We start from the raw sequence: 14,102 nt of genomic DNA, 5'->3' as shown, positions 1-14,102 counted from the left end.
CGAATGAGGAACAAATGAGAAACCAAAGCCATTAACCTAAGTACTAATTATTTTGTCACTACCTCTAAAAGCGCAGCGTCTCTTAGTCCTCTTTGTGCATCTTCACTTAAGAGAATATTAACTATCAAGTTGATTGAAAAATCATAAATTAAAGCGCTTGATACTATCAACCAACTTTAGTGTATTAAAGTTAATTAGTAAGCCCGTATTTATATTTGATAGCTTCATTTATGTAATCAACTGCGCTGAGTGAATAGGTTGTAGTTTATCAACGGCCTTCAGTTCAATTATTAATTCATTTGGTAATAAAATATCCAATTTATAACCTGTTGCAATATATTGTTCCTTGTAAATTATTGGTAGTTCAACTTGATTTTTAATAAATAACCCAGCCTGAGATAACTCATACATTAAACAAGATTCATAGCTTGACTCCAATAAGCCAGGGCCTAAAGTTTTGTGTACCTCTATTGCGCAGCCAATTACTGTTTGTGTTAACTCGTCAATGTGCATGATTATCCTTATTCAATGGTAACTTTAAGAGTTAGATTTTTTATTTCTACTTGTATTGATTTAAACTGATTATAGTTTAGTAAAGTAATTTATCCTTTACTCAACAATGCAAAGCTTACCTCACATAGAAAATTGTATGAGAAAACATTAAATACTAGGCCTAGTTATTAATTAAAATATTCTGTATTTGTCACGTCCTCTAAATCGCAGAGCCTTTTCATCCTTTATATGAATAATTTACTAAGACCTAATTGAACTGAGAGAAGCGAATGAGGAGCAAATGAGAAGATCAAACAGATCTTAGGTAGAGCTCATAACTTATAGACGCTGAGCTTGCCCGCGTGAGAAGTACAGCTTCTGATTTTTAAGTGTCATCCTCTAAAAGCGTAGCGTCTCATAACCTCTTTGTGCATAATTTCTCTTAAAGATCTAATTGTAATGCTAGGGCAAGTTTCTGGATTAAGCTCGTAACCTGACTCTCGCAGCCCGTTAACTTTCGCCTAGACAAAAAAAGACCCAGAGCTATAAGAACTCTGGGTTATAGAGGGGCTCGTATTTGAGCCCTGCGCTAACTAAAGACACTTTCAGATTCTTAGGGAGAAGAAGAAAGTTATTTAAGTATAGTCAAAAGTGCTAAAAATACACATTTTTGTTCATTTTTTATACTGCTGTAATTACAGCAAGTTACATTTGTTATACACACCTTTATTAGAATTTACGCCCAGTTTATTAACTGCGTATTTTGTACTAAATCTCTTGGTAAAGAGTTTTTAACTTTATTTTTTTGCCATTTCCCTAAGCCAATAGGGCAACCACATAAAGTTAGGATCACCTCGCCGCTGGATTTGGTTACCTCTTCTAGGCGTATATCTTTACCATTAAAGTAATCGTTAGCCTGTTCATTGGTTAATGCCAGTACATTACTTTTACACTGCTTACCAAATACGGTTGCAAATTCGTGCGTTAGGCGTACGCCATTTTTATGAATAACGCCTACTTGTATCCCTAATCGCGCATATTTAATTTTGTTTTGTATCGCTTCAAACTCATCAGGAAACAGCCAAAGCTCTTTGTCGCGTTGTTTTAACGTACCTGGCAGACTCGTTAAACCAAATTGCTTTTTAAGGAAGCTCATAAACGCAGCACTTTGTTTACTATCAAAGTCACTAAAGGGGAACGCGCCTTTTTTAACTTTTAATGTTTGGTTTTCGCAGCTGCTGTGCTTTTTAAATTTGGCAATAAAAAAACCTTCGCTGTCGAACGTTTGCGGCCAAACATGTAAGTAGCCCTCTGTGGTGGTGGCTTTATCAGCCCCTGGGAATAAGTCGCTTAATGACTCAGGGCTTATATATTCGCCAAACTCATCTAATAATGCGCTACATACTTGCTGGTTTTCGAGTGGGGTTAACGTACAGGTTGAATACACTAATGTGCCACCGGGTTTAAGTGCATAAAACGCACTTTTAATCAGCTCTTTTTGTACTTGGGCAATGGTAATATTTGACTCGATAGACCAATTTTTTAGCGCGTCACTATCTTTACGTACCGTGCCTTCGCCAGAGCAGGGCGCATCAAGTAAAATGCTGTCGAAGCACTCAAACATGTAATTGCCAAATACCACACCATCAAAATGTGATAGCGCGCAGTTACCTACACCCATACGCTTTAGCGTGGCACTGAGTACTTTTAAACGTGATGACGACAGCTCATTGGCTACTAGCACGCCTTGATTGTCCATTATCGCGGCAAGTTGTGAGGTTTTAGAGCCCGGTGCCGAGGCCATATCGAGCACTGTATTACTGGTTTTAAGGCTTTGCTTTAGTGCCATTGGCGGCAACATTGAGCTTGCCTCTTGCACGTACATAGCCCCGCTTATGTGTAAGTCGGTATTACCCAGCGCTAGGTTTTGCTCTTCATCGTTTGGGCGCTCTAACCAAAAACCTTCATCGCACCAAGGAATAGCGGTAAGTTGCCAGTTTTTTTGAGCCGCTTGTTGCTTAAACTCTTCAACACTCATTTTTAATGTATTAACGCGAACAGATTTACGCAGTGGACGACGACACGCACTTAAAAAGTCATCTAAGTTTAGGTGCTCGGGTAAATAGGTTTTTACGTCGTTAATAAATGGCTCAGGGATGTAAGTGTTTGCGTCCACGATTTGGCTCATACAGTCAAAATAAAGCAGGATAATAGCATTTTTAACGATTTTTTTCAGTGTTAAAAACGAAATAGTAACCCTTAAAAGTTGTCGACATCTTGTTTAGTAAAACAGCTTAAATACATTTTTTATTATACTTTCGGCTAATAATGTCGACAATACGGTGGTTTTTCACTCGATTTAAGTGGTTCTAGGGTTGACAGGTATAAATAATAAGCACATAGTTAGAGCATAAATTGTCGACAATATAAAAATACTTTATGACACAGCACTTGTTAAATGAAACATCTATCACAACCGCTTCCGATAAAGTGTTTGTAGATATGCGCCGCGAAATTGTAGAGGGCAGCATTGCACAAGGCAGTAAAATATCTGAGCCGGAGCTTGCAAAGCGTTATGGTGTCAGCCGTGCAACGCTTAGAGAGGCATTAAACCGTTTAGAAAGTTGTTATTTAGTTGAGCGCAAAGCCAATATAGGTTGCCGTGTTGTGGCATTAACCGCAGAGCGTTTAATTGAGGTTTACCAAGTGCGCAGTGCCCTTGAGGGACTTGCATGTAGGTTAGCTGCCGACAATATGGAACCAGATGAAGTACAAGGCTTGAAACAATTACTTAATCAGCATTTGCAAACTCAGCGTGTTAAAGAAGGTGAGTCGTACTATCAAGAAGCAGGCGACTTAGATTTTCATTACAGAATAATCAAAGGCAGTAAAAACGCGCACTTAATTCATTTGTTATGCCACGATCTGTACCAGTTAATAAGAATGTACCGTGTACAAATGGGTATGGTAGGGCCGCGGGTATCGAAAGCGTTTGATGAGCATTTAGCCATTATTAACGCCATAGAAAATCATGATGGTGAGCTGGCCGAAATGCTAATGAAGCGCCATATCAGTGCATCACAGGCAAATATACAAACAAAATTTGATAGATATCAATCAGTACAAGCCACTCAAAATGAAGTGGCTAACTAGTACAGGTGTAACAATATTAAAAAATACTAAGTTGCCAAAGAGCAGCCCCGTTCAAAGTTAGGAGAAGGTAATGTCAGCAGGATTAAAATTTAAACAGGCAATTGCAAATAACCACCCGTTACAAGTGGTAGGTACTATTAACGCGTACACCGCGATGATGGCTGAAAAAATGGGCCATCAGGCTATTTATTTATCGGGTGCGGGTGTGGCTAATGCCTCATTTGGTATGCCAGATTTAGGGATGACCAGCCTTGATAACGTGCTTGAAGATATTCGCCGTATTACCGGTGCTAGCGATTTACCTTTGTTAGTGGATGCCGACACAGGTTGGGGTGGGGCGTTTAATATTGCCCGTACCGTTAAAGAAATGACTAAAGCGGGGGCAGCAGGCTTTCATATTGAAGACCAAGTGGCGCAAAAGCGTTGTGGCCATCGCCCTAATAAAGAAATAGTTACCCAAGCTGAAATGGTAGACCGAATTAAAGCTGCGGTTGATGCTAAAACCGATAGCGATTTTTACATTATGGCGCGTACCGATGCGTTTCAAAAAGAAGGCTTAAATGCGGCGATAGACCGTGCAGCAGCTTGTGTTGAAGCCGGTGCCGATGCGATTTTTGCAGAAGCGGTTCATGATCTTGCTGATTATCAAGCATTTACTAAGGCGATTAATGTGCCTATTTTGGCCAATATTACTGAGTTTGGCCAAACCCCAATTTACACCAAAGAGCAACTAAGCGATGTGGGCGTAGAAATGGTGCTTTACCCACTTAGTGCGTTTAGAGCAATGAATAAAGCCGCACTCAATGTGTATTCGGCAATTTTGAATGAAGGTTCTCAACAAAGCCAAATTGAAAACATGCAAACGCGTGCAGAGCTTTACGACTTTTTAGATTATCACTCGTACGAAAACACACTCGATAACCTTTTTTCAGCAAAATCTGACAAATAATAAAAATTTCAACAGGAGACACATCATGGTAGATAAAGCATTAGGTGGCGCAGGCTTACGTGGCCAAGTAGCAGGACAAACCGCATTATGTACAGTAGGGCAAACAGGCTCAGGTTTAACTTACTGTGGTTACGATATTAGTGAACTGGCTGAAAAAGCACAGTTTGAGGAAGTGTCGTTTTTACTTTCTCGCGGCGAGCTACCAACATCAAGCGAACTGGCAGAGTACAAAGCTAAACTTAAAAGCTTGCGCGGTTTACCAGAGGCACTAAAAACAGTGCTTGAGAACATTCCTAAAGACGCACATCCAATGGATGTAATGCGCACAGGGTGTTCTATGCTAGGTAACCTTGAAATGGAAAACGACTTTAGCGAAGCAAACGATGCGATTGATCGCATGGTGGCAATTTTCCCAAGTATTATTTGTTACTGGTATCGTTTTACTCATGACGGTGTTCGCATCGAAACACAAACTGATGATGATTCAGTAGGTGCACACTTTTTAACGCTATTACACGATAAAGCGCCAAGTGAATTATTTGCACAAGTAATGAATGTATCACTAATTTTGTACGCAGAGCATGAGTTTAATGCCTCTACCTTTACCGGTCGCGTGTGTGCATCAACGCTTTCTGATATTCACTCATGTGTAACTGGCGCAATTGGTACCTTACGTGGCCCACTGCATGGTGGTGCCAACGAAGCCGCCATGGATATGATTGAAGGCTTTACCAGCGCCGATCAAGCTGAAGATGCACTGATGGGGATGCTGGAGCGAAAAGATAAAATTATGGGCTTTGGCCACGCAATTTATCGCGAGTCAGATCCACGTAATGTTATTATTAAAAAGTGGTCTGAAAAGTTAGCGGCAGAAGTAGGAGATGAGGTGCTTTACCCGGTATCTGTTCGTTGTGAAGAAGTAATGTGGCGTGAGAAGAAGTTATTCTGTAATGCTGACTTTTTCCATGCATCGGCGTACCACTTTATGGGTATTCCTACCAAGTTGTTCACGCCTATCTTCGTAATGAGCCGTGTAACTGGTTGGACAGCGCATGTAAAAGAGCAACGTGCAAATAACCGTATTATTCGCCCAAGTGCTGATTACACCGGGCCAGATGCGCGTAGCTACACGCCAATTGAATCAAGAGGCTAATTAGTTAGCGTTTAAGGTGAGCCTAGCTCACCTTTTATTGTTTATAGCGCTGATGATTACTCATTATAGCGCTTTAGCGTACTCTCCTCCGTCACCAAATTAGCGAATTTATTATGACCATTATTAATAACACCCAATACCGTAAGCCTTTACCAGGCTCAAATGTTGATTACTACGATACCCAAGCCGCCGTCGATGCCATTAAGCCAGGCGCATACGCTACACTACCTTACAGTTCGCGTGTATTTGCCGAAAACTTAGTGCGTCGCTGTGAGCCCGAAATGCTAACCGATGCACTGAGCCAAATAATTGAGCGTAAACAAGACTTAGACTTTCCGTGGTATCCGGCACGCGTTGTATGTCACGATATTTTAGGGCAAACCGCACTGGTTGATTTAGCAGGCCTGCGTGATGCTATTGCTGCAAAAGGCGGCGATCCTGCAAAAGTAAATCCGGTTGTACCGACTCAACTGATTGTGGATCATTCATTAGCTGTTGAGCATGCAGGTTTTGATCCCGATGCATTTGAAAAAAACCGCGCCATTGAAGATAGACGCAACGATGACCGTTTTCATTTTATAAACTGGACCAAAACCGCGTTTAAAAATATTGATGTGATCCCACCGGGTAATGGCATCATGCATCAAATTAACCTTGAAAAAATGTCGCCGGTGATTCAAAACCGCGATGGCATTGCGTTCCCAGATACCTTAGTAGGTACCGACAGCCATACCCCACATGTTGATGCTTTAGGCGTTATTGCTGTTGGCGTAGGTGGCCTTGAAGCCGAAAGCGTAATGCTTGGGCGCGCATCATATATTCGTTTGCCAGATATAGTGGGCGTAGAGCTTACCGGTAAACGCCAGCCTGGCATAACTGCAACCGATATTGTACTGGCGATTACTGAATTTTTACGTGAGCAACGTGTGGTATCGACTTACCTTGAGTTTTACGGTGAAGGGGCTGATGCACTAACCCTGGGTGATAGAGCGACCATTTCGAACATGACCCCAGAATTTGGCGCCACCGCTGCTATGTTCTACATTGACGATAAAACTATTGATTACTTGCGTTTAACAGGCCGTGATGAAGATCAAATTGCCCTGGTAGAAAACTACGCTAAAACAGCAGGTTTATGGAGTGATAGCTTAAAAACTGCTCAATACGATCGCGTACTCAAGTTTGATTTATCAAGCGTAGGGCGCAACATTGCAGGGCCTTCAAATCCGCATCGTCGTGTATCTACCAGCGATTTAGCAGCGCAAGGTATTTCGGGTGTTGTTGAAAATGAAGAAGGCTTAATGCCAGATGGCGCCTGTATTATCGCCGCTATTACCAGCTGTACTAATACCAGTAACCCGCGCAATGTAATTGCTGCAGGTTTATTAGCGCGAAATGCAAACGCTAAAGGCTTAATGCGTAAACCGTGGGTTAAAACATCCCTGGCACCGGGTTCAAAAGCGGTGCAGTCGTACCTTGAAGATGCAAACTTACTCACTGAACTAGAGCAACTCGGTTTTGGTATTGTGGGTTTTGCCTGTACTACCTGTAACGGCATGAGTGGTGCGTTGGACCCTAAAATTCAACAAGAAGTGATTGACCGCGATTTATACGCAACAGCGGTGCTTTCGGGTAACCGTAACTTTGATGGCCGAATTCATCCGTATGCTAAGCAAGCGTTTTTAGCGTCACCACCGCTTGTGGTTGCTTATGCAATTGCGGGTACCATTCGTTTTGATATAGAAAAAGATATACTCGGTAAAGATCAACAAGGTAACGATGTAACCTTAAAAGATTTATGGCCATCTGATGAAGAGATAGATGCGGTTATCAAACAAAGCGTAAAACCAGAGCAGTTTAGAAAAGTATACGAGCCAATGTTTAACTTAACTGTTGATTACGGCGAAGATAACGACCCACTTTACGATTGGCGCCCAGAAAGTACATATATTCGCCGCCCACCTTACTGGGAAGGAGCATTGGCAGGTGAGCGCAGTATGACAGGTATGCGCGCGTTAGCAGTACTTGGCGATAACATTACAACCGATCATTTATCACCCTCTAATGCGATTATGGCAAGCAGCGCGGCAGGTGAATACTTAACTAAAATGAACGTACCAGAAGAAGACTTTAACTCATACGCCACTCACCGAGGCGATCACTTAACCGCACAACGAGCTACATTTGCAAACCCTAAACTATTGAACGAAATGGTATTAGATGAAAACGGAGAAGTGAAGCAAGGCTCATATGCACGCATAGAGCCAGAAGGTGAAAACACGCGTATGTGGGAAGCAATCGAAACCTACATGCAGCGTAAACAGCCACTCATTATTGTGGCAGGCGCTGATTACGGCCAAGGCTCTTCGCGCGATTGGGCAGCAAAAGGCGTTAGGCTTGCTGGTGTTCAGGTTATTGCAGCCGAAGGGTTTGAACGTATTCACCGTACTAACTTAATTGGTATGGGCGTATTGCCGCTTGAATTTAAACCAGGCACAACGCGTAAAACACTTAACCTAGATGGTAGCGAAAGCTACGACGTGAAGGGCGAACCAACACCAGGCGCAACCCTAGAGCTTGTTATTACGCGTAAAAATGGCGAGGTATTAAACGTACCGATGAAATGTCGACTAGATACGCAAGAAGAGCTCTCTATTTATGCGGCAGGCGGTGTGTTACAACGCTTTGCGCAAGACTTTTTAGAAGCCACGCAAGCATCATAAGGACACACGTTTATGTTTAAACCACAAATTAAAGTGCCTGCGACCTATATGCGTGGTGGCACGAGTAAAGGGGTTTTTTTTAATTTAACCGATTTACCCGCACCTGCCCAAGTGGCAGGTGCGGCGCGCGATAGCTTATTATTGCGCGTTATTGGTAGCCCAGATGCATACGGTAAACAAACCGACGGCATGGGCGGAGCAACCTCAAGTACCAGTAAAACGGTTATTTTGAGTAAGAGTGAACAGCCCGAACACGATGTTGATTATTTATTTGGTCAAGTCGCCATTGATAAAGCGTTTGTTGATTGGAGTGGTAACTGCGGAAACTTAACCTCTGCCGTGGGCGCGTTTGCCATCAGCAATGGTTTAGTTGATAAATCTCGCGTACCGGATAATGGCATTGCTATTGTGCGCGTATGGCAGGCGAACATTAAAAAAAGTATTTTAGTGCATGTACCCATGACCAACGGTGCAGTACAAGAAACCGGTGACTTTGAGTTAGATGGTGTGACGTTTCCTGCCGCTGAAGTAAAGCTTGAATTTATTGACCCTGCTGATGGTAATGGTGCGCTATTTCCAACAGGCAATGTGGTTGATGATTTAGAAGTACCAGGTGTGGGGACATTAAAAGCAACTATGATCAACGCAGGTATCCCGACTATTTTTGTAAATGCCAGCGATATTGGTTATACCGGTACTGAGCTACAAGATGATATAAACGCTGATGAAGCCGCACTCACTAAGCTTGAAACCATTCGTGCCTATGGCGCGGTAAAAATGGGACTAATTAGTACTATTAATGAAGCGCAAGCACGCCAACACACACCTAAAGTGGCGTTTGTGGCTGCACCGCTTAATTACAAATCATCAAGTGGTAAGCAGGTTAATGCAAGCGATATAGATTTGTTAGTACGTGCAATGTCAATGGGTAAGTTACACCATGCAATGATGGGCACAGCCGCCGTGGCTATTGGCACAGCAGCCGCAATTGACGGAACATTAGTTAATTTGGCCGCTGGTGGCGGTGCTATTAACGAGGTTAACTTTGGTCACCCATCGGGCACACTTAAAGTAGGTGCCGAGGCGGTTGTTACAAATGGCCAATGGCAAGTGACTAAAGCGAGTATGAGCCGCAGCGCACGTGTATTAATGGAAGGCTGGGTAAGAGCGCCATTTGATTATGACTAACTAGCACCCAAAATACGTACTATAGTAAAATAATAAGCCGCGAACTTAACTTAGTTTGCGGCTTTTTTATTCAGTCATTCAATAGGTTGTAAAATGTACTTTGTTGAGGGGGGCTCAATAAACAGCAACATTTTTTCTGTTATGTCGGCAAATATTCACTTATATTAAAATGAATATTAGCCCGTGTATTTTTTCAATACAGTTTGTACGGAGTACATTAATGGATTTATCAAGGCTAAATGCAGAAAGGTTAATACAAAACTTACAAACCGGTGTGGTGGTGCATTCACCAGACACAGGAATTTTGTATGCAAATCCTGCGGCTTTAAATATTTTACGTTTAACAAAAGAGCAAGCGTTAGGGCGCGACTCGTTTGATAGTAAATGGAAATTACTGGATGAATTTCGTCAACCACTGCAGAGTTCTCAGTATCCTGTTAGCATTGTTATTGAAACCCAAAAACCACTGATGAATCTTGAAATAGGTATATGTGATAGTTCAAGCGACGAAATTACATGGGTGCTATGTAACGCTTATCCAGAGTTTGACGAGCAGAACAACATTGCTGAAATAGTCGTCACTTTTATCGATATTACTCATCAAAAACAAGCTATTCCATTTAAAGAAATTGTTGAATTAGCCAGCGACGTTATTTTAGTTACCGAGGCAAGCCCTATTACTAATGATGGCCCTAAAATTGTTTATGCAAACCAATCGTTTACTAAAGTAACGGGTTATCATTTAGATGAAGTTAGAGGTAAAACGCCGCGCATTTTACAAGGCGCTAAAACTCAACAAGCCACACGCGATAAAATAAGGCATGCGTTAGAAAATAAACAGCAAGTATCTGAGCAAATACTAAATTATAAAAAATCAGGTGAGCCTTATTGGATTGATATGAATATTTTTCCATTAAAAAATGCGTTAGGTGAGGTGGCTTACTATGCAGCGATTGAGCGCGATATTACAAAAATGAAGCAGTATCAAGCACAACTAAAAGATTTAACCATTAAAGATCCGCTTACTAATTTGCTCAACCGAAGAGGGTTTATGGAAACAGCTAAACTTGCACTTGATGAGTGTATTAAAGACAGCCAGCACTTAACCCTTACGATGATAGATATAGATCACTTTAAGCGCATTAACGATCAATTTGGCCACGAAGGCGGAGATAGTGTGTTGCAAAGCATAGCTGCTACGTTTAAATCATTTTGTGACAGTGATGATATTATAGCGCGTTTAGGAGGAGAAGAGTTTTGCATTGTTTCGCCTACCAAATGTGTCAGTACCGTTGTTAAAACCTTAGCAAAGTTGCAAGATCATTTAAAAGATAACCCAGTGCAGTTATCAAGTGGCGGGCAGGTGAGTTATACAATAAGCAGTGGTGTATCAAGTTTGACTTCTGAGTCGTGTTCGCTGCAGGGATTATTAAGAAATGCCGATACCGCACTTTATAATGCAAAAACAACCGGACGGAACCAAACGGTGGTGTTTAATCAAAGCCTTAGACTATGAGTAGATATAACTGAAAACAGGCACGCTCAAATTTAGCTGCCTACGGCTTAATCGAGGTTATAACACTGCTGTTTTTTATTTTTTATAAAGCGCTCAAATTCATTATTTGCACGCATATTCGCTATTTCTGCGTTGATATCATCTAAGATAAATTGCCAATTAGGCGTACTTTTACTGATTTCATAATACAGGGCTTTGTATTCTATGCTTGGCGTTAATGCAACTAGCGCACTAAGCATCCTCTTTTTTTCTCTAGCTGATAATAATGATTTATAAATACTGGCTCTTAGCACTTCTAAGTCGGCAACAATAAGCTCAACCCGACCATTTAAAAGCAAATGAATAAGCTGATACTCACTGTTAGCAACGATGGTTTTTATTCCGCCTTGTTCAATAAGTTGATCTAATTCTTTACTATTTTTATATGAACGTACCACCCCCATAACCCTGTTTTTTACAGACTCAATACTGCCATCGTAATTTATGCTGTGACCTTTAAGTGCTACAAATGATAAGTCGCCACCAGGAATGGGCTCAGATAACGCCAATAACTGATTACGTGTTTTGGTTAAAATGTTTTCTGACATTACATCGTCACTAATAAAATACTCAGGAAATAAAATATCAGCTTTACCTAATTCAGCTTCACGAACGGCACGCGCCCAAGGGTAAAACTCTATATGTACACCATAGCCGCGTTTTACTAACATGCTTACTGTGAGTTGATATAGCCAGCCCTTATTGCATAAGTGATCGTCTATATAAGGGGGCCAATTAAGTGTAACTAAGCGAAGAACTGTATCGGCTTTTAAATTATAGCCATAGCCGCTTTTGTATTTCTCTCCGGGAAGTGTGATATTTTTATTGTCGACCGTATAGGTTACTGGCGCCGGTTGTGCGTAAGTGAAAAATGATAGTACTAAGGCAGCGATTAAAAATATTCTCATAAGGATAATGCATTTTTATCTTTAATTTTAAGTTTAGTGCGTTATTTGGAATAAACAACTTAAATAGTGAGGTTCTTCTAGTATACAAACAATTAAATATAGCCTTAAAAAGCGATAGCTATTAACATGCAAAGGTAAGTAATTTCACTTTAATACGACATAACAACAAAAAGTCTTTTTACTAGAGGGAATTTTTATGGCTAACAAGCCAATAAGTGAAGACAATCCATTTGCTAATTTATCTGATGTGCAGTGTGAGCAGATCCAAAATTGGTACCAAAAGCATATTTCTTCAACCTTACATTCTTTACTTAAAGGCAGTAAGTCTGGGCAAGTTATTGAGAGTAAGTTAGAAAGTACTTTAAATAAAGCGCTCTCTCAGAGCAAACAGCTTACTACTTATACTATCGAGGGTAATTCGAGTATTAAATTAAAAAATGCCAGTGTTATGGCTGAGCTTAATGATACCCGTGATTTGTTTTATGGCGCGCAAGTTAAAATAAATAAACTAGAGCAAAAAATAACAACCAGTGCTCAAGAAATACAATTGTTAGAGACAGAAAAAAGCGAATTGCAGCTAGAAGTACGTAGCTTAAAGCAACGTTTAAATCACGTACTTTCAAGGCTAGAATCGCAAGGTGTCTCATTCCAAAAAAGCCATTATGTAGGACGTATATTAGTTCAGGCTTTGCGAGCAAGTTTTGAAAATTGGCAGCAAACTCCACAAGGAGAGCCCTTTAAAAATCATGATTTTTACAAGCTTTTCCCGCGTGTTTTGTACTCAAGCTTATTAAAAGAAATTGAAAAACTGCTAGGGGAGCACGATTATAATCAAATCGAGCGTTCACTTAGTGATTTTGTGTTTAAGCAAAAGGGCTCGCCTGTAGAAAATTGGCCAGATGAAGACCCGATTTACGAGACGCGGTTAATTAACCAAAAGCAGTCAGAGCTGTTAATAAAATTACATAGCCAACACCTGCAACGAAAAAACTTTACGTCCTATTTAGAAAAACGCCTTTCTAGTACTGGCTTTACCCATAAACACAGTGATTTATTGATGACGCTGGTTGAGTTTGCGACACACGATGAAAATAGCAAATTTTCTAGTTATTGCCATTAAGTTATTAGTAATGTTATTAAGTATTAAAGCAGCATCACTAAATATCATGTTGTTGTAGGCCAAGTATTTTTAATTTGGTTGCTAGGGTATTTTGTGCAAGTGTTTTTTTTACTATTTTATAAAGTGTGTTTACATTAAGTTGGTGTGTAGGGCGAATTAATAATTGGTGTTTATAGGTTTGCGCGACGCGTTCAGAGATAAGCAGCTTTTTTTTACTTTCTGGGTATTTATTTAGGTATTGATTTAAGTAAGAACGGGTAACAATCGCCATATCGCTGCGTTTTTTTAATACTAATTCAATACTTTTTTTATGACTGCTCAGTAACGTCATTTTATATTCGTTTTCAAGTATTGATGGATTGTTTTCAAAGTTTGCTAACTGATAGTGATAGCCTAAAATCCCAATGAGGGTTTTATCGTCTAAGTTATCAAACCAAGCTTGTGACTTTGCAAATTGCTTTAAAGCAATAAATACTTCGCTGTCTGTTGCTATCACAGGGGAGTTACTGATTATATGGTTGCCTTGCAGCCACCCCCAGTTTGGATCTTCAAAAAATACCGCATCGAACAAACCTTGCTGATAATCTTTAAAGCGCCGAATAGGTGTGGTGAGCACAAGCTCAAAATGATAGTCAGATTGTATTTTATTGAGTTCGCTAATTAGCTCTACGGTAAGGCCTGAAGCACGGCTGTCAACAATCTCTATGTAGGGAGGAAATTCATAGCCACCCACTTTGACTAGGGTTTTAGCTTGAACTTGCCCAGCAAAAATAAATAGCAATAGTAATGTAATGAGTGCGGCAGACTTCACAGGTAAATCCTTTCCTAGAATACTTTCTGATATTTCATCTTATAAGATAG

The 14,102-nt window shown here is 40.6% G+C and carries 11 protein-coding genes; 7 read left to right on the top strand and 4 right to left on the bottom strand.

The window, feature by feature from the left end; translation table 11 throughout:
- Positions 1-228: 228 nt before the first annotated feature.
- On the bottom strand, positions 229-513 hold the full coding sequence (locus tag N523_RS18965; protein ID WP_331280064.1) for a GxxExxY protein: 285 nt from the start codon (positions 511-513) through the stop codon (positions 229-231).
- A gap of 715 nt (positions 514-1,228) precedes the next feature.
- Positions 1,229-2,668: a 16S rRNA (cytosine(1407)-C(5))-methyltransferase RsmF gene (gene rsmF / locus N523_RS0107135; protein WP_028835891.1), complete on the bottom strand. Its 1,440-nt coding sequence runs from the start codon at positions 2,666-2,668 to the stop codon at positions 1,229-1,231.
- 263 nt (positions 2,669-2,931) lie between these two features.
- Here rsmF and N523_RS0107130 point away from each other — a divergent pair, with 263 nt between their 5' ends.
- The 6 genes from N523_RS0107130 to N523_RS0107105 all read left to right on the top strand — a co-directional run bounded on the left by N523_RS0107130 (position 2,932) and on the right by N523_RS0107105 (position 11,174).
- Positions 2,932-3,645 carry a GntR family transcriptional regulator gene (locus tag N523_RS0107130; protein ID WP_016899861.1) on the top strand — a complete coding sequence of 238 codons (714 nt, stop codon included), beginning with the start codon at positions 2,932-2,934 and terminating at the stop codon, positions 3,643-3,645.
- Positions 3,646-3,715: 70 nt separating this feature from the next.
- Positions 3,716-4,594 carry a methylisocitrate lyase gene (prpB, locus tag N523_RS0107125; protein WP_013464731.1) on the top strand — a complete coding sequence of 293 codons (879 nt, stop codon included), beginning with the start codon at positions 3,716-3,718 and terminating at the stop codon, positions 4,592-4,594.
- Positions 4,595-4,619: 25 nt separating this feature from the next.
- On the top strand, positions 4,620-5,747 hold the full coding sequence (gene prpC, locus N523_RS0107120; protein WP_028835890.1) for a bifunctional 2-methylcitrate synthase/citrate synthase: 1,128 nt from the start codon (positions 4,620-4,622) through the stop codon (positions 5,745-5,747).
- A 113-nt stretch (positions 5,748-5,860) separates the two neighbouring features.
- Positions 5,861-8,470, top strand: a complete 2,610-nt coding sequence (gene acnD, locus N523_RS0107115; protein ID WP_028835889.1) for a Fe/S-dependent 2-methylisocitrate dehydratase AcnD — start codon at positions 5,861-5,863, stop codon at positions 8,468-8,470.
- A 12-nt stretch (positions 8,471-8,482) separates the two neighbouring features.
- Positions 8,483-9,658 (top strand): 2-methylaconitate cis-trans isomerase PrpF, encoded by a 1,176-nt coding sequence (prpF, locus tag N523_RS0107110; RefSeq protein ID WP_028835888.1) that lies wholly within the window; start codon positions 8,483-8,485, stop codon positions 9,656-9,658.
- Positions 9,659-9,878: 220 nt separating this feature from the next.
- The gene (locus tag N523_RS0107105; protein WP_028835887.1) at positions 9,879-11,174 is read left to right on the top strand and encodes a sensor domain-containing diguanylate cyclase; all 1,296 of its coding nucleotides are present in this window, start codon (positions 9,879-9,881) and stop codon (positions 11,172-11,174) included.
- A gap of 47 nt (positions 11,175-11,221) precedes the next feature.
- Here the strand turns inward: N523_RS0107105 and N523_RS0107100 are convergent, their stop codons facing one another.
- The gene (locus tag N523_RS0107100; protein ID WP_028835886.1) at positions 11,222-12,121 is read right to left on the bottom strand and encodes a substrate-binding periplasmic protein; all 900 of its coding nucleotides are present in this window, start codon (positions 12,119-12,121) and stop codon (positions 11,222-11,224) included.
- Positions 12,122-12,317: 196 nt separating this feature from the next.
- On the opposite strand from N523_RS0107100, the gene N523_RS0107095 reads away from it, so the two are divergent.
- The gene (locus N523_RS0107095; RefSeq protein ID WP_028835885.1) at positions 12,318-13,241 is read left to right on the top strand and encodes a hypothetical protein; all 924 of its coding nucleotides are present in this window, start codon (positions 12,318-12,320) and stop codon (positions 13,239-13,241) included.
- A gap of 37 nt (positions 13,242-13,278) precedes the next feature.
- On the opposite strand, the gene N523_RS0107090 is transcribed toward N523_RS0107095, so the two are convergent.
- Positions 13,279-14,052 carry a transporter substrate-binding domain-containing protein gene (locus N523_RS0107090; protein WP_028835884.1) on the bottom strand — a complete coding sequence of 258 codons (774 nt, stop codon included), beginning with the start codon at positions 14,050-14,052 and terminating at the stop codon, positions 13,279-13,281.
- Positions 14,053-14,102 lie beyond the last annotated feature (50 nt).

The organism is Pseudoalteromonas sp. 23_GOM-1509m (assembly GCF_000518425.1).
In the GTDB taxonomy this organism is placed as follows: Bacteria; Pseudomonadota; Gammaproteobacteria; order Enterobacterales; family Alteromonadaceae; genus Pseudoalteromonas; species Pseudoalteromonas tetraodonis.
This window is presented reverse-complemented; position numbering and strand designations above follow the sequence as displayed.